The organism is Cohnella hongkongensis (genome assembly GCF_042654645.1).
Taxonomy (GTDB): Bacteria; Bacillota; Bacilli; order Paenibacillales; family Paenibacillaceae; genus Cohnella; species Cohnella hongkongensis.
Genome location: NZ_JBHSEP010000023.1, coordinates 91,792 through 108,246, shown reverse-complemented (window position 1 = coordinate 108,246; position 16,455 = coordinate 91,792). Strand labels below are relative to the sequence as shown.

The window sequence follows — 16,455 nt, the reverse complement described above, 5'->3', positions numbered from 1 at the left end:
TCCCCATGCGACTTCAACCTCCTAGGGTAGGGTAGGTAAGATTGAAGCTCTCTCTGTCGGGTGCTTCTTTCTTCGATAGTCGCTGGGGATTTCCTGTTCTAATCGGATTATATTACACGCCAGAAAGTATAAAATTCGTTATCCTTATCTGAATCACCTCCGACATAAACGTTATCCCGCCGATCCTAAGGACGGCGTAAGCCGTTTATGCTTGGGGGAACAATGGTTTTACAATGGGAGCAGACAATAGACGGTCAGGTGAACGAAATGAGGACAATTCGAGATCCGGCGCTGCTGCGGAGCGTCATGGACGAGCATCGGCTGAGCGGCAAGTTCGGGGAGAAGACGGAGAAGGTCATGGAGCTGTACGAGTTCGGCAAAGGGGAGTTGATCTGCCGGGCTGAGGACAGCCTCGATCACCTCTTCATGCTGGTCCGGGGGAAGGTCAAAATCTACCGGGTGCTGCCCAACGGGAAGTCGATTCTGCTCCGGTTCAACAATCCGCTGAGCCTGATTGGAGATATGGAGACTTTGGGAGACTTGAAGGTCAGCAGCTCGGTGGAATCGGTAGGGGAATCGCTGTTTATCGGCATCAAGCGGCAGGCGCTGGCCAATACGGCGAGCGAAGATCCGGCTTTCCTGCGCTTCATCATCCTGCATCTGGCCCGCAAGCTGAGTACGAATTCCTCCGTCGCCAGCCTCAACCTCTTATACCCGGTGGAAACGAGGTTTGCCAGCTACCTGGTCGCGATTACGACCGATGAACACGACCGGGAACGCATCGAGGAGCTGAGGGCGTCCAAGCTGACCGATATCGCGGAACTGCTTGGAACGAGCTATCGCCATCTCAACCGCGTTATCGCGCAGTTCGTCGAGCAAGGGTTGATCGAGCGGTCGCGGGGAGCGCTGTACGTCAAGGATATTGCGGGCTTGCGGCGGCTTGCGAGCGGCACATTGTACAGCTAGGAGAGTGAAGCGGATGCTGGGGGCTATATACGCGCTGATCGCGGGCTTGTTCGTCAGCGTGCAGGGGATATTCAACGTGCGGCTTAGCGAGAAGATCGGCTTTTGGCTGACGAACGCGATCGTGCACGGGTCGGGCTTCGTTCTGTCGCTCGTCGTGTTCTGGCTCGTTAAAGACGGAAGCTTGCACAAGCTGGGCTCGGTCAACAAGCTGTATCTTCTCGGCGGCTGCATGGGCGTCGTCATCGTCTTCACGGCGATGAAATCGGTCATCGCGTTGAATCCGGCGTACGCGATCGCCATTCTGCTGATCGCCCAGCTGCTTGGAACGCTTGCCGTCGAGAGCTTCGGCCTGTTCGGCGTCGACAAGGTGGCGTTGTCGGCGAACAGGCTGATCGGCATCTGCGTCATGATCGCGGGCGTCGCGATTTTCAAGCTGAAATGAAGCGGGCGACCTCGTGGCGGAAGGCTAGCGGGATTCTTCCTTGAACTGGCTCAGGAACGGCTTCGGAATATCCGTCTCGAAGCGCATCGGCTTGCCGGTCGTCGGATGCTTGAAGGCAAGCACCCGGGCGTGAAGGCCGAGACGGGAGAACGGCTTCGTCTTCGCTCCGTATTTCTTGTCGCCGGCGATCGGATGGCCGATGTCCTGCATATGGACGCGAATCTGATTTTTGCGTCCGGTCTCCAGTTCGATCTCCAGCAGCGAATAGCTGCGGCTGGCCCGCAGCACCTTGTAGTGCGTTACGGCATGCTGACCGTCGTTCGGCACGGGACTGGAGTACATTTTCAGAGTGGACGTCTCCTTCAGCCAGGACGACACCGTTCCGCTCGCTTTCTTGACCAGGCCTTCGACCAGAGCGACGTACGTCCGTTCCGTAACGACGTCCTTCCAGTTGTCCTGCATGCTCTTCTGTACCTGCTCGCTCTTGGCGAACATCATGACGCCGGAAGTCTCCCGGTCGAGCCGATGCAGCACGAAGACGCGGGCGCGGGGATCGGCCTGCCGAACATGAGCGTTCAATTGACGGTAAGCGGTCAGCTCGGTTTCCTGCGCGGTCGCGATGGACAGCAGTCCGGCGTCCTTGTGGATGACGATCACCGCATCGTCTTCGTACAAAATCCGCAAGCCGATCAACGGCGGCGCCGACGAAGCGCGCGTCTTGCTTACGGTGACCGTCTGGCCGGGAAGAAGGGGATGATTATACTGCTTCTCCACCCGGTCGTCGACCGCGATTTGACCATGAGCGAGCATGGATTTGACGCTGTTGCGCCCCTGAGGCGCGAGCTTGGCGAGCAGAAACTCCAATAGCTCGCCGGGCTCCGTCACCTGAAGCCGTCTGGCCGGCGCCGGATGGCGGCCCGGGGCGGCCGCCGCATGCCGGCGGGAAGCTCTGTTTTCTTTTCTCATATCCTCATCAACCGTTCCTCTCGCATGCGTTGGGCTATTGCAATCGATTATACCTCATTTGGCCGCGCAGACGAAATCGACGGCATAGGAGCCGTGCTTCGAGCGTAACGTCCCCGCTTTCTTATCGTTCCTCCGCAAGATCGTAACGACGACCTTCTTCCCCGAAAGGAAAAAACTCTCGCAATAGGAGTTGACGTTAAGGAATGTACCCTGTATAGTGTGTATATGGATATACACACATGAACACTGTGCAGGAGGCGATCCCCGAATGAACCAGCGGCAAGCCGTCGCGTACATCGGAGCTTATTTGTGGAGACGAGAGCGGTTCGGGATGCTTTTCACCTTCCTGTTCGCGGTATACCTGGGCGCGATCAACAGCACAGCGGTTGACGGAATATTGGACGGGGACAAGCAGATGCCGACGGCGCTGCACGGCTTCCTGGATTTTCTCAATCTGACGATGTACCCGATCTTCGGCTTGGTGATGAACAAGTCGTCATGGGGGATGTGGCGGGACGACTACTATTCGAAGAGATTGGCCCAGTGGCGCACGATGCCGGTGCCCGTCTCGGCGATCGTATGGGCAAGAATGCTTCAGAGCGGGGTGATGATGCCGATCGTCGCCGGGATATATCTTCTTCTTCAGTACGCGATATCGCCGCAGCTGAGAGGGTACGCCACTCCAGTTCAATGGCTCGAGAACGGCTTGATCTGGCTGGCATACGCCACGATCATCGTCGTTCTGCTGATCGGGTTCGAGCTTGGGTTTACCGGCAAGCAGTATTTCTTGATGTATTTGGGAATCATGGCGCTCGCGGGGGTTATCGTTACTGTGCTGACCTGGCAGGGCATCAACATCTTCAAGACGGTGCTCGACTTGACCCGGAACGGGTACGGATGGGCGCTCTTGCTGACGCTGTCTTGCGTCGCGGTCTTTGCGGTAGGACTGGGCCATAGGCTGACGGTGGACAAAATTCGCGCAAGGTCGCTGCCGCTCTAAGCGGCGGACACTGAAACCGGGGGTGAGTGTGTGTGGCTGCCGATACGCATAGATGAACAGCGTCCGGAACCGCTCTATCATCAGATCGAAGTCCAGCTCCGCGGACTCATCCTCGGCGGACAGCTGCAGGAAGGGACGCTGCTTCCTTCGATTCGGGAGCTGGCTCTCTCGTTGAAATGCAGCGCGATCACGGTGCGCAGGGTTTATCAGGATTTGGAGAACGAGGGATTGATTCGGACGAGGCAGGGCACGGGAACGTTCGTGGCGGGAGTGGAACCGGTCGCGTGGGACGAGCATCGTCTGGAACGGGTGAGCGAGGAATTGGAAAAGGCGATCGAATTCGGCCTTCAGCTCCAATGCGCGCCGGAGGAGATCGAGACGGCGTTCCGGCAAGCTCTGCAGCGAAAATGGACGGAAAAAGGGGGGGACACTTCATGACGGCTGCGAATATGGAGGCTGCCATTTCCCTTCGCGGCGTGGAGCTGCAGCATGACAGGTTTACGCTGGGACCGGTCCAGTGCGACATTCCTAAAGGAATGGTGACGGCCATCGTCGGACCGAACGGCTCCGGCAAGAGCACGCTGTTCCGAGCGCTGCTCGGGCTTGAGCCGGTCCGGTCGGGAGAGGCCGAAGTTCTCGGCACGCGGATTAACGGAAACCGGGACGATCGTTACAAGAACCGGATCGGGTTTCTCGCCGAGGCTCCCCATGCCCATGAGAGTCATCAGACCGCCGACGAGAAAGCTCGCTTCGCTTCCCGCTGGTACTCGGGGTGGGACTGGGAGAAGTACCGCAAGCTGCTTCGTCACTTCGACGTGGACGGGGGAATCAAGCTGTCCAAGATGTCCAAAGGAATGCGCCGCAAAGCCGAGCTCTCCATCGCGATGGCGCACGATCCGGAGCTGCTCCTGCTCGACGAACCCTCCTCCGGGCTGGACCCGTTCGCCTGGAAGACGATGCTCGAGGAGCTCAGGCGCTATATGGAACCCGGGGATCGGACGCTCGTGCTGGCGACCCACATTCTCGAGGAGATCCGGCGGCTGGCCGATTACATTCTGTTTATCTACCGCGGGCGAATCCTCGGCCTCTACGAGAAGGATCGGCTGCTGGACGATTGGCGAACGATCGTCGTTCAGATCGACTCCTCTTCTAGGGGCGGAAGCGAGAGGCTTCAGCGCGCTCCGGGCTTCCAAGGTCTGACGGAAGCGGGGCCGGGGCTCTACCGGCTGGAGGTGGACGATCCGGAGCAGGGAGAAGCGTATTGCCGCGACAACGGATTCCGGGTGCTGGCCGTCCAGCGCATGGATCTGGAAGATATATTAAGCTGTTTAATTCGAAAGGAGGAAGCAAGACGATGAATCCGTTAAGAGTGGAAGGAATTATTAAAAATTATGGCGACAAGAGGGCCGTAAACGGTCTTAGCTTCGAAGTGTCGGAAGGGGAGATCTACGGCTTGCTCGGCGCCAACGGCGCCGGAAAAACGACGACGATGCGCATGATTCTGGGCCTAATACTGCCGGACGAAGGGAGCATTCGCTATCACGGCAACCCCTACAGCTCGCAGCAGCTGAGCATGTTGGGCTACCTGCCGGAGGAGCGGGGCATGTATCCGAAGATCAAGGTAAGCGATCAGATTCTGTATCTCGCGCAGCTTCGAGGCATGTCCCGGAAGGATGCGGATGCGAATCTGAAGATGTGGCTGGAGAAGTTTCAGGTGCCGGAGTATTACAACAAGAAGGTCGAAGAGCTCTCCAAGGGGAACCAGCAGAAAATCCAGTTTATCGCCGCCGTCATCCATAAGCCGAAGATCGTCATTATGGACGAAGCATTCAGCGGACTGGACCCGGTTAACGTGGAACTGCTCAAATCGACGGTCAAGGAGCTGCGCGACGGAGGCACGAGCATCGTGTTCTCGACGCACCGAATGGAGCATGTCGAGGAGCTGTGCCGCAACATTACGATTATGCACAAGTCCAATCCGGTGCTGCAAGGCCCGATCAGGGAACTCAAGAAGAAGTTTCCCCAAGAGCGCGTCATCGTGGCCGCCGACGGCAAGATTGACGGGCTGGACGCGATCCCGGGCGTCAAGCAAGTCATCGTGCACGAGCACGGCGGCTACGAGCTGAGGGTGGATTCACCGGAGGCGGGCCAGCTCATTCTGAAGCACGCCCTGGAGCAAGGTCCGGTCAACCGCTTCGAGGTGTTGGAACCGACGCTTAACGAAATCTTTATTAAAACGGTAGGTGAGAGCCATGAATAACAGCTTATGGACGGTCATGTCGTTTACGATGCGCAACAAGCTGCGCAGCAAAAGCTTTATCATTATGACGGTAGTGCTCGCGGTGCTGCTCGTCGTGGTGGGCAATCTTCCGTATCTGATCGACAAGCTGAGCGGCGGCGGCGGGAGCGCGACGAAGGTCGGCTACGCGGAAGGGCAGCAGGCTCAGGTCGTGGAGGGGCTCAAAGGCTATTACGCCATGCTTCCGGAGCCGGGCGTGGAATTGATCGGCTTGGCGTCCGAGGAGGATCTGAAGACGGCGCTGGAGAGCGGCGACATTAAAGGCTACTTGACGTTCGAGGAAGACGCCGCCGCCGGATTCCCGAAGGTGACGTACAACTCCAAGACGGCCTTCGAGGGCGGTACCTCCTCCTCGCTGACAGCCGCTCTTCAGCAGGTGAAGTACGATACGATTCTGGAAGACGCCGGATTGACCGACGCGCAGAAGGCGCAGCTGCATGCTCCCGTTTCGTTCCAGACCCAGAAGGTCAGCTTCACGGACGAGAAGGGCAAGACGGAGGAAGAGCAAGGCGTCGCCATTGCCCTTACGTACGTCATGATTATCCTGCTGTTCATGGCCGTCATGATCTCGGGGCAGCTGATCGCCACGGAAATAACGGCGGAGAAGAGCTCCCGCGTCATGGAAATCATCGTTACGAGCGTGTCCCCGCTGAAGCAGATGTGGGGGAAAATACTCGGCACGTTCTTCGTCGCCATCATCCAGATCGTCATTCTGGTCGGAGCGCTGGTGGCGAACCTGACGCTGCCGCACAACTCGGACATTCTGAAGAGCTTCGGCTTCGATCTCGGCACGATCGACCCGCTGCTGCTGCTCTTCGCGGTATTTTTCTACCTGGCCGGCTTCTTCCTGTACGCGACCTTGTTCGCGGCAGTCGGATCGATCGTGAGCCGGACCGAGGATCTCGGTCAGGCGGTTATGCCGATTACGATGCTGACGCTCGTCGGCTTCTACATCGCCATCTTCGGCTTGAACCAGCCGGACAGCACGTTGATGGTCGTCTGCCAGTACATTCCGTTCTTCTCTCCGTTCCTCATGTTCCTGCGGATCGGAGTGTCGGAGCCGGCCTGGTGGGAGATCGCCTTGTCCGTCGGCATTCTGGTCGCTTCGATTCTGGCGATCGGCTGGATTTCCGCGAAGATCTACCGCGTCGGCGTGCTGATGTACGGCAAGCGCCCTTCGATGAAGGAGATCTTCAAGGCTATGAAGGCATACAAGGTGTAAGGCAACGATATAGAAGCCCAGTGCACGATAAGGGAATGGCTTGCCCGCTGCAGAGCTCGCGGCAAGCCATTCCCTTTCTTCGTATTCAGAAAGGATCAAATTCGCTATCCTATTCTGAATCCCCTCCGACAAAAACGCGATTCTGCATCTAGAGGTCGCCGAAGGCGTGTTTGCTTAGGACGGCGCAAGCCGTTTATGCTTGATTGCGCGCAGCCTGCTCCTTGTCGCGTCTCTGGTTGCCCGGCCTTACGGCGTGTACAGCCGCTGCGCTTTGCCGTTCTTTCGATAAGCGAGAGGAGTTGCGGACTCGTGTTTCTTAAATATTTTGCTGAAATGGAACTGGTCCGGATAGCCGACGAGGTCCGCGATCTGTCCTACGCTCAGATCGGTTGTAGATAACAGCTCTTTCGCTTTTTGCAGGCGATAACGAACGAGGTATTGCTGCGGCGACACCCCGACAATCTCCCGGAATACCGCTGTGTAACGGCTTAAACTCAAGCAGCTGATCTCGGAAAGCTCGGCCACCGTGATCGCTTGCCTGTAGTTCTTGTGAATAAACTCAATGGAATTGGAAATTCTGTTGTCCCGAACCGCATTCGGGTTATTGTTGTTTTTGGCTTGATTTTTACGGGAAATCATGAAAAATAACTTCTGCAAAATCGTTGACGCCACGTGTTGGTAATCATGCTGCTTGCGCGATATTTCCTCGATGATCTCCTCGATCAGGCCCGGAATTTCCGTATTGACATCCAGGTTGTAGATTTGATTGTACTCCAAGTTCGATCTCAGCAACAATTCAGGAATGCCGAACCCGGTAAAATGAACCCAGTAATTCGATATTAATTGATTGTCCTTCTGCTGATAATATTGTTCGGCGAACGGTGGGTAGATGAACACGGTACCCGGGCCTATCTCGTGCGTCTTCTGGTTGATCTTCACAAGCATTTCACCGGAATGATTGTAGGAGAGATAGTAATCTTGCCTTCCGAACTGTCGATAGGTCAAGCCGTTAGGAGGGTCAAATTCGTAATAGCCGGCGCTATTGACATGCACGAATTCGTCCTTGCTGGCAAATCCGCTGCCATGATAATTTTCGTTATCGTAGGTGGAAGCGTAAGTAGAAGCGTAGTTCAAGATCCTTCCCTCCTTCTGCATCCAGTCGATTTATACATAAAAACAGGTTAACGCAACATACTGGGCCTGCAATGCCTGGTGCTATAATAGCATTGTCCTGAGGGCAGGGCAATCCATACTCTTAATCCATTCACGGAGGTGTCATGACTTATTCAGGTAAGCAACAAGCGATTCTGGGCATTGATGTCGGCGGCACAAAAGTGAGAATCGGGCATGTTCGCGAAACCGGAGAAATCGTATACAGCGAACGTTTTCCGATGGACCGAACGAATCAGGAAACAACACTTTCATCCATATTTCAGGCGATTGACAGGTATTTGGACAGAACGCGGCACCTGCCCTACCCGTATGCTGCCGGCATGGGGCTGGTCGGTCAGGTAGACGTCAAGAACGGCATTTGGAAGAAGGCGGTGAACATCCCCATACGTCAAGAGGTCGACATGAGGACGCTCATGCTTGAGCGATACGATCTGCAAACGGCCATCGACAATGACGTATTCGCTGCGACATCCGCCGAAATGCAGTGGGGGACGGGAAAGGCTTATGACGATTTTGTTTATCTGAACGCGGGTACGGGCATCTCGGCCGGCTTTGTCAGCGGAGGAGAACTGATTCGCGGTGCGACCGGAGCTGCGGGCGAGATCGGTCACATGTTGGTGGAAGAGCAAGGCGAATGGTGCAAATGCGGTCAACGCGGGTGTCTGGAGATGATTGCTTCCGGCGGAGATCTGACGGCTCTGGCGAAAAAGGCGATCAGCGGCGGAAAAGCGGCTTCCACGGCTTTAAGCGAGAAGGCTTTCGATGGGACGCTGACGGCCGGAGATCTGTTCATCGCCGCCGGTCACGGCGATCCGCTGGCTGCGGAATTGACGGAACGATCCGTTAAGGCGTTGGGAAAAGCGGTGATCAATCTGCTTGTGCTGTTCAATCCCGGAGCGATCGTATTTGGCGGAGGGCTTTTCTACGGAGACGGACTGTACGATCGGCTGCTTGCTTATATCGATTCGCATGCAGGAACTTTTGCGTATCCCGGTGTTAAAAATCTGAAGAAATCAAATCTGGATCCATCCTTGGTCGGGCTGCTCGGAGCAGCCTGCGTCGCAGGAAGAAAATATGGATTTCATTCGGGGGGAGTACGATGACAGGCAAAAAAATCGTTCTCGTCGGCGCGGGCAGCGTCGTGTTTACGCAAGGCTTCATTATGGATTTGCTCGAGCAAAAAAACGGCCAGCGTTGGCATCTTGCCCTAGTCGATACCGATGCGGATGTGCTTAAGGGCATGCAGCGATTGTGTCAAAAGATGATCGCGGCTCGGGGCGGCGATTTGCAATTGTCTTGTTCCACAGATCGCAAGGAGGTATTATCCGGGGCGGATTATGTGGTGAGTACGATCGGGGTCGGAGGCAGACGAGCGTGGGAACAGGACGTGTTTATTTCACGGAAGTACGGCATCTTTCATCCGGTTGGAGACAGCGTAGGCCCCGGCGGGATATCCCGTGCGATGCGCATGATTCCCGCGGTTGTCGGGCTGGTTGAGGATATGATGGTTTACTGTCCGCAGGCGAGATTCTTTAACTACTCCAACCCGATGACCGCAATTGTGCGGGCAACGATCAAAAAGACGGGGTTCCCGGTCATCGGCCTGTGTCACGGCGTGAAAAACGGTCAGCGCCGCATCGCTCGTTTCGCCGGGCTGGATCCTAGCCGTACGACGGCGCTGGCGGCCGGCGTGAACCACATGGTGTTCATGTACGATCTGCGTTGCGACGGCAAGGATGCCTGGCAGCAAGTTCGCAGTCAGTTGGAACGGACCAAAGGATCCGCACAGAGCGAGATCGGTCCGCTGTCGAGGAGCGTCATCGAGACTTATGGCGTGTATCCGGTGTCGGATGACAGACATTACTCCGAATTTACGGAAGAAAGCATGCTGGAGGGGCGTTATTACGGCAAAACCTTGGGCATCGACGCCTATTCGTTCGAAGGCACGATCGAATACGGGGATCAGGTATTTGCCGATTCGATGCGCCTCGCTTCCTCGGATTCGGAGCTCCCGAAAGAGTTCTTTCAGCGGTTCGACGGCGAACATGAGCAGCTGATCGAGATTATTGATTCCCTGGAGAGAGACGAGCGCAAAATCTATCATGTCAACATGCCGAACGGACATGCGCTGCCGGAGCTGCCGGCGGATGCGGTTCTGGAGCTTCCGGCAGCAGCGACGGCAAGCGGTTTCAAGGCGCTACAGCTTCCGGATTTTCCGGGCCATCTGTACGGAGAGATTCGAAAGCATATCGAGATCGTCGAGAAAACGGTGGATGCGGGGCTGAGCGGAGATCGCGAGCTGTTTCTGGAAGCGATCATGATGGGCGGTTACATGGCGGATGAATCGCAGGCGGCTGCATTGACGAATGAACTGATCGAGGCGCAGAAGCGATATTTGCCCCAATTTTAATTCATTATCGGACGGGAATGGTGGGATCGTCATATTGGATATACACATCAAGAAGAACGGGGACGAAGTGGATCGGTCGGCTGCCGTCGCCGTCAGCCGGCAGGTTTTGCGGAAACCGGATTGCGTGTTAGGTCTGGCAACCGGTAATACGACGGAAGGTCTATTTCGCAGAATGGTAGAGCTTCATCGAGAGCTCGACTTGGACTATAGCCGCGTTACGACGTTTAATCTGGACGAGTACGTCGGTCTCGCGCCGACGGATCCGATCAGCTGCCGGGCGCGAGTCAAGCAAAGCTTGCTGCAGGGGTTGAACATTCGCGACGAGAATGTATTCGTGCCCAATGGCATAGCCCGGTCCCTGGAGCAGGAGTGCAAAGATTATGAAGCTTCGATCCGTGCGCGAGGGGGGATCGATCTTCAGATTCTCAGCATAGGAGAAAACGGACATATCGCTTTTAATGAACCGGGGACGGCCTTCGAAACGACGATGAGAGTGGCCGATATCGCCGACACGACCATTCGGGCAAAAGCGGAGTTATTCGGTTCCGTCGATAAAGTGGCTCGTCAAGGGATTACGATGGGGATTCGCAATATTATGATGGCCAAACGAATCATGCTGGTGGTGAAAGGAAGCCACAAGGCGAAAATCGCAGAACGGGCTTTGTTCGGAGCGGTTACCCCGAATGTACCGGCTTCGGTTCTGCAGCTTCACCCGTTCGTGACGGTGTATATGGATGAGGAAGCGGCCGCCGGCCAGCTGTCCGCATTCAGGAAACACGCAAGCGCTGGATGATAGTACGCCGCTGCTCCACTGCGGGAACCTGCTGCCTGTGGACAGCGGTTGTTTAAGACGATGTTTTGAAGGCGTTTTCAGAATCGGATCATTGACTACTGGGGAGGTTTACGGGTATGAAAAGAGGGAAATGGGTTGCTCTGTTAAGCGTAGTTGTCTCGTTGTCTATGTTTCTGGCCGCATGCAGCGGCAGCAATCAGGGGGGAGCTCCGGCCAACAGCGCGACTGGGGGGCAGGGGAGCAGCCAGCAGGAAGGAAAAACGACGCTGCGAATAGCATGGTGGGGAAGCCAATATTTGCATGATACGACCCAACAGGCGGTGAAGCTGTACGAGGAGCAAAATCCCGGCATCAAGATCGAGATGGAGTTTGCCGACTTCAATGCGTACGTGGATCGACTGAGCACTCAGGCTGCCGGGAATAACTTGCCTGATGTGGTCAATATGGGGAGCTTCCTCTCCGAGTATGCGGAAAGAGGGCTGTTGCACGATTTGACGGAATTTGTGGACAGCGGAGTGATTGATATGTCCAATGTGGATCCGGTCGTTATCGCCAACGGCACCTTTTCCGACCAATTGGCGGGAATCTCTATAGGGCAAAATGCACTCTCTATTTTTTACGATAAAGAGCTGTTCGAGAAAGCCAATCTGAGTCAACCGGAGCTCGGGTGGACATGGGACGACTATATAGAAGCCGCCCGCGAGTTAAAGAAGCAAGGACTCGTGGAATACGGCTTTACGCTGGCGACCAATCGCGATCTGTTTGATTATTATGTGCGGCAACGCGGTTATCAGTGGTTCAATGAGCAGAGGAACGGTCTTGGATTTGACGATGACCAGATTCTGATCGATTACTTTCAGATGCTGCAAAGCATGGTGAAAGAAGGGATCATACCGCCGCCCGATGTGAACCTGGAGTACAATGCGACGAACAATTCCATGCTGGTGCACGGGATGGCGGGCATGATGGTCGGAGCCTGGTCGAACACGATCAGCGATTTGAACGACTCGGCGCAAAGGCCGATTCTAATGGCGCCGATGCCGGGGCCGGGCGAAGAGAGCGGCATGTACTTGAAGGAATCCCAGTACTGGTCGATTCCCAAGTCATCCGAAAATAAAGAAGAAGCGGCCAAGTTCATTAACTTCTTTAATAATAGCATAGAGGCCAACGCGATTCTGGCGGCAGGACGCGGGGTGCCGATTAACTCGGTCGTGCGCGAAGAAATCCGGGACAAGATCGATAATTCCATTCTGCTGTCCTTTGACTATATCGAGCTGATAGCGTCTCATAGCAGCCCGAAGAATTTCAACCTGCCTCTTACCTTCCAGGAGAATGTCAGCATCTACACGCAAATAGAGGAGAAGGTGCTTTTCGGAGCGATCACCCCCGAAGAAGCGGCCAAGGAGTTTAGAACAAGATCCGAAGGTGTGCTCAGCCAGTAAACGTATAGCTTCCGCAGCGCGCAGCGGAGAGGCGCTGCGGAAGCTTGGAATTGGAGGAAGCAGAGATGGAGCGCAAACGCTATCAGAACGTGGCGGGATATTCGTTTATCTCTCCCTTTTTAATCGGTTTCTTTTTGTTTACGATTTTTCCGGTGCTCATGTCTTTCTATCTGTCGTTCACCGATTACGATCTGATCGGCGAGGCCCGTTGGAATGGAATAGATAATTACAAACGAATGTTTTTTCATGATGAGTTGTTTTGGCATTCGTTGAAGGTCACCCTGATTTTTGTTGTGACCTCCGTACCGTTCAAACTGACCATCTCGTTAGCTGTAGCGATGCTCTTGAGCCGGATTGTTCGTTTTTCCGGATTTTATCGAACGATGCTCTATCTTCCTTCGATTGTCGGCGGCAGCGTAGCCGTAGCGGTGATGTGGAAGCAGCTGTTCGGCAGTCGCGGAGCCATTAACTCGATATTGGAGAGTATGAATATTTCCACGGTTGCTTGGCTTGGCAATCCGAAAACGGCGATCTGGACGATCGTGCTGCTGGTGGGATGGCAGTTCGGATCGGCGATGCTGATTTTTCTCGCCGGGTTGAAAAATATACCGATGTCGTATTACGAAGCGGCGAATGTGGATGGAGCGGGAGCGTGGAGGCGATTTTTCAAGATTACTCTGCCGCTGCTGTCCCCGGTCATCCTCTTTAATCTAGTCATGCAAACGATCGGCGGCTTTATGACCTTTACTCCCAGCTTTATTATTACGAACGGCGGACCGATGAATAGCACGCTTCTATATGTGCTGTATTTATTTAGAAGAGGATTCGTCTTTTTCGATATGGGATATGCCTCTGCGATGGCATGGCTTTTATTGTTCATTGTGGCGATATTGACGGCATTGGTGTTTACGAGCTCCCGTTATTGGGTGCATTACGAGGATGGGAGGTAGCATTCGGATGAAGAACGCACATCGGTTATCGGGCGCGGCTAGACATGTGATCGCAGCCGTCCTGACCCTGGTCATGCTGTATCCGATCGTCTGGCTCATCTCCAGTTCGCTGAAGGAATCCTCCCAGGTGTTTGTCCAGGCCAATTCTCTGATTCCGCAAGGCTGGCATTTCGAAAATTATGCGATTGGATGGAAGGGCTTCGGCGGCATAACGTTCACGACGTTCTATGCCAATACGCTGTTTGTCGTGATATTGGCTACCGTAGGGAGCGTGATCTCGTCGACGGTCGTCGCTTACGGATTTGCCAGGTTACGATTCAGAGGCAAGAAGCTCTGGTTTATTTGTATGCTGCTGACGCTGATGCTGCCGGGCGAGATTACTATGGTGCCGCAGTATATTATGTTCAACGAGTTGGATTGGATCAATACGTACTGGCCTTTGATCTTTCCCACCTTTTTCGGCACGCCCTTCTTTATCTTCCTGATCATGCAATTTATTCGAACGATACCGTATGAATTGGATGAAGCGGCGACGATTGACGGCTGCAACAGGTTTAGGGTGTTCTACCGGATCATTGCTCCGCTTGTGGTGCCCGCCATGATGACCTCGGCGATTTTTTCTTTTTATTGGAGGTGGGACGACTTCATGGGGCCGCTGATTTATCTAAGCAGCCCGTCGAAATATACGGTATCGCTCGCCCTGAAGATGTTTGCCGACCCGGAGGCGGTATCGAACTGGGGAGCGATGTTTGCCATGATGGTCGTCAGTCTGATTCCTGTCATGCTGGTGTTCTTCTTCTTTCAGAAATATATCGTAGAGGGAATCAGCACCAGCGGACTAAAGGGATAATGGCTTCTAGCAGCGCAGGGGATCATCTTCGAAGCGAAAGCGCGATGATAGCGAGGGGAGATTCAATTGAAGGTTGATGAATGGCGACATGATGCATTGGATTACCCGTATCCGTCGAAAAGACATGTGGTCTATGCCTCGAGGGGGATGGTGGCCGCATCGCAGCCGCTCGCTGCTCAGACCGGGATCGATATGCTCAAGCAGGGGGGCAACGCGATCGATGCGGCCATCGCAGCCGCCGCCTGTTTAACGGTGGTGGAACCCGCATCCAACGGAATCGGCGGCGACTGCTTCGCGCTGTTGTGGACGAAGGGGAAATTGCACGGGTTAAACGCCAGCGGACCGGCTCCGCTGGCCTTATCCATTGATCGGTTAAAGCGCCAAGGCTACGATCGTATTCCCGAGACGGGCTGGCCTTCTGTGACTGTTCCGGGAGCTCCGGGGGGATGGTCGGCTTTGTCCGAGCGGTTCGGCAGGCTTCCGTTCCGAGTGTTGCTGCAGCCGGCTATCGAAATAGCGGAACGCGGATTCCCGATCCAGCCCGATCTGTGGACCCGATGGAAGCTCAAAACGGACATCTTTCACGATACTTTGACGGGAGAAGCGTTTGAGCCGTGGTTTAAGACGTTCACCCTGGACGGCAGAGCGCCCGATATCGGAGAGGTCTGGTCTTCGCCGGATCATGCCCGAACGCTGACGGCAATTGCCGAAACGAACGGCAAATCTTTTTACGAGGGTCCAATCATGGAGGAAATCGTGGCGTACTCGCGGCGGACGGGCGGTTATTTCGCTCCGGAGGACTTCGCCGGCTATCGTCCCGAGTGGGTCGAGCCGATCGGCATCTCCTATAAAGGATTTGAGGTATGGGAAATTCCGCCGAGCGGACAGGGGCTTGTCGCGTTGCTGGCCCTGAACATGCTGAAGGAGATGGAGGTGTACGGGCGAGGAGAGGCGGAATTCTGCCACATGCAGATAGAGGCGCTTAAGCTGGCCTTTGCGGATGGGCGGCATTATATCGCCGATCCGCGATATATGAGAATTCGTATCGAGCAGTTGCTGGACGAACGGTACGCTGCGGAGCGGAGAAAGCGGATCGGTCAGCGCGCGACCGCCCCGGAACCCGGCAAGCTGCCGCAGAGCGGCACGGTCTATCTTGCCGCTGCGGACGGCGAGGGAAACATGGTTTCCTTCATTCAAAGCAACGCTAACGGATTCGGCTCGGGAATCGTAGTGCCCGGAACGGGGATAAGCCTGCAGAACCGCGGCGCAAGCTTCTCCTTCGATCCGCTCAGCGCCAATGCTCTGGCTCCCGGCAAACGCTCCTATCACACCATCATTCCGGGATTTTTGACGCAAAACGGAGAGCCAGTCGGGAGCTTTGGCGTAATGGGCGGCTACATGCAGCCTCAAGGTCATATACAGGTGCTTATGAATATGATCGATCGCGGATTGAATCCCCAGGCAGCGCTGGATGCGCCGAGATGGCATTGGACGGGAGGGAAGACGGTCTACGTAGAGCCGTCCTTTCCCGATTCGATCGCAATGGCGTTATCGAGAAAAGGTCACGATATCAAGTGGACCGCCGATCGCCGGATTTTCGGCAAAGGGCAAATCATATGGCGCCGGCCGAACGGAGTGCTGATCGGAGCGACGGAGCCTCGAACCGACGGTTCGATCGCGGTTTGGTAAGCTGCAGGTTGAACCCAATCATCGTCGACGGCTGCTTCGGATGTTTTGCGGTCGATTGATTGACAAATCGGTTCGGCTTCAACCATAATAAGGGAAAATAACGGGGCGGCACCCCGCAAAGAGAGACACGATTCGTGTTGCTTTGCGGGGTGTTTTCGTACGAGGAGGAAGTGGGGATGAGCAATAACAAGAGAGTGAAAACGGCGTAACCGGGTATGACCGGTGTTCCGGCTTTTCCAAACCATTAACGGGA

General features: G+C 55.2%; 16 protein-coding genes. 14 read left to right on the top strand and 2 right to left on the bottom strand.

Features of this window, described 5'->3' with window-relative positions; translation table 11 throughout:
* Positions 1–267: 267 nt before the first annotated feature.
* Both ACFO3S_RS23410 and ACFO3S_RS23405 read left to right on the top strand, forming a co-directional pair.
* Positions 268–966: a cyclic nucleotide-binding domain-containing protein gene (locus ACFO3S_RS23410; protein ID WP_378100981.1), complete on the top strand. Its 699-nt coding sequence runs from the start codon at positions 268–270 to the stop codon at positions 964–966.
* Positions 967–979: 13 nt separating this feature from the next.
* Positions 980–1,408 (top strand): DMT family transporter, encoded by a 429-nt coding sequence (locus ACFO3S_RS23405; protein ID WP_378100979.1) that lies wholly within the window; start codon positions 980–982, stop codon positions 1,406–1,408.
* A 24-nt stretch (positions 1,409–1,432) separates the two neighbouring features.
* Here ACFO3S_RS23405 and ACFO3S_RS23400 read toward each other — a convergent pair whose 3' ends face one another.
* On the bottom strand, positions 1,433–2,374 hold the full coding sequence (locus tag ACFO3S_RS23400; RefSeq protein ID WP_378100977.1) for an RluA family pseudouridine synthase: 942 nt from the start codon (positions 2,372–2,374) through the stop codon (positions 1,433–1,435).
* A gap of 268 nt (positions 2,375–2,642) precedes the next feature.
* On the opposite strand from ACFO3S_RS23400, the gene ACFO3S_RS23395 reads away from it, so the two are divergent.
* The 5 genes from ACFO3S_RS23395 to ACFO3S_RS23375 are packed head-to-tail and all read left to right on the top strand — an operon-like array spanning position 2,643 to position 6,895.
* Positions 2,643–3,374 carry a hypothetical protein gene (locus ACFO3S_RS23395; protein WP_378100975.1) on the top strand — a complete coding sequence of 244 codons (732 nt, stop codon included), beginning with the start codon at positions 2,643–2,645 and terminating at the stop codon, positions 3,372–3,374.
* A gap of 30 nt (positions 3,375–3,404) precedes the next feature.
* Positions 3,405–3,812 (top strand): GntR family transcriptional regulator, encoded by a 408-nt coding sequence (locus ACFO3S_RS23390; RefSeq protein WP_378100973.1) that lies wholly within the window; start codon positions 3,405–3,407, stop codon positions 3,810–3,812.
* Positions 3,809–4,732 carry an ATP-binding cassette domain-containing protein gene (locus ACFO3S_RS23385; RefSeq protein WP_378100971.1) on the top strand — a complete coding sequence of 308 codons (924 nt, stop codon included), beginning with the start codon at positions 3,809–3,811 and terminating at the stop codon, positions 4,730–4,732. The genes ACFO3S_RS23390 and ACFO3S_RS23385 overlap by 4 nt, the downstream gene beginning before the upstream one ends.
* A complete protein-coding gene (locus ACFO3S_RS23380; RefSeq protein ID WP_378100969.1) occupies positions 4,729–5,634 on the top strand; it encodes an ABC transporter ATP-binding protein in 906 nt (301 codons plus the stop codon). Before ACFO3S_RS23385 ends, ACFO3S_RS23380 begins: the two co-directional genes overlap by 4 nt.
* Positions 5,627–6,895 (top strand): ABC transporter permease, encoded by a 1,269-nt coding sequence (locus ACFO3S_RS23375; protein ID WP_378100967.1) that lies wholly within the window; start codon positions 5,627–5,629, stop codon positions 6,893–6,895. The genes ACFO3S_RS23380 and ACFO3S_RS23375 overlap by 8 nt, the downstream gene beginning before the upstream one ends.
* Positions 6,896–7,141: 246 nt before the next feature.
* On the opposite strand, the gene ACFO3S_RS23370 is transcribed toward ACFO3S_RS23375, so the two are convergent.
* The gene (locus tag ACFO3S_RS23370) at positions 7,142–8,029 is read right to left on the bottom strand and encodes an AraC family transcriptional regulator (protein ID WP_378100965.1); all 888 of its coding nucleotides are present in this window, start codon (positions 8,027–8,029) and stop codon (positions 7,142–7,144) included.
* A gap of 143 nt (positions 8,030–8,172) precedes the next feature.
* Here ACFO3S_RS23370 and ACFO3S_RS23365 point away from each other — a divergent pair, with 143 nt between their 5' ends.
* The 7 genes from ACFO3S_RS23365 (at position 8,173) to ACFO3S_RS23335 (ending at position 16,202) form a co-directional block, all read left to right on the top strand.
* On the top strand, positions 8,173–9,171 hold the full coding sequence (locus ACFO3S_RS23365) for an ROK family protein (protein WP_378100963.1): 999 nt from the start codon (positions 8,173–8,175) through the stop codon (positions 9,169–9,171).
* The gene (locus ACFO3S_RS23360; RefSeq protein ID WP_378100962.1) at positions 9,168–10,478 is read left to right on the top strand and encodes a family 4 glycosyl hydrolase; all 1,311 of its coding nucleotides are present in this window, start codon (positions 9,168–9,170) and stop codon (positions 10,476–10,478) included. Before ACFO3S_RS23365 ends, ACFO3S_RS23360 begins: the two co-directional genes overlap by 4 nt.
* A 34-nt stretch (positions 10,479–10,512) precedes the next feature.
* Positions 10,513–11,271 (top strand): glucosamine-6-phosphate deaminase, encoded by a 759-nt coding sequence (locus ACFO3S_RS23355; protein ID WP_378100960.1) that lies wholly within the window; start codon positions 10,513–10,515, stop codon positions 11,269–11,271.
* A 116-nt stretch (positions 11,272–11,387) separates the two neighbouring features.
* Positions 11,388–12,713, top strand: a complete 1,326-nt coding sequence (locus ACFO3S_RS23350; protein ID WP_378100958.1) for an ABC transporter substrate-binding protein — start codon at positions 11,388–11,390, stop codon at positions 12,711–12,713.
* 65 nt (positions 12,714–12,778) lie between these two features.
* Complete coding sequence (locus ACFO3S_RS23345) at positions 12,779–13,663, top strand: carbohydrate ABC transporter permease (protein WP_378100956.1); 885 nt, start codon at positions 12,779–12,781, stop codon at positions 13,661–13,663.
* Positions 13,664–13,670: 7 nt separating this feature from the next.
* Entirely contained in the window at positions 13,671–14,513 is an 843-nt protein-coding gene (locus ACFO3S_RS23340; protein ID WP_378100954.1) for a carbohydrate ABC transporter permease, read from the top strand.
* A gap of 147 nt (positions 14,514–14,660) precedes the next feature.
* The gene (locus tag ACFO3S_RS23335) at positions 14,661–16,202 is read left to right on the top strand and encodes a gamma-glutamyltransferase family protein (RefSeq protein ID WP_378100985.1); all 1,542 of its coding nucleotides are present in this window, start codon (positions 14,661–14,663) and stop codon (positions 16,200–16,202) included.
* Positions 16,203–16,455: the final 253 nt, after the last annotated feature.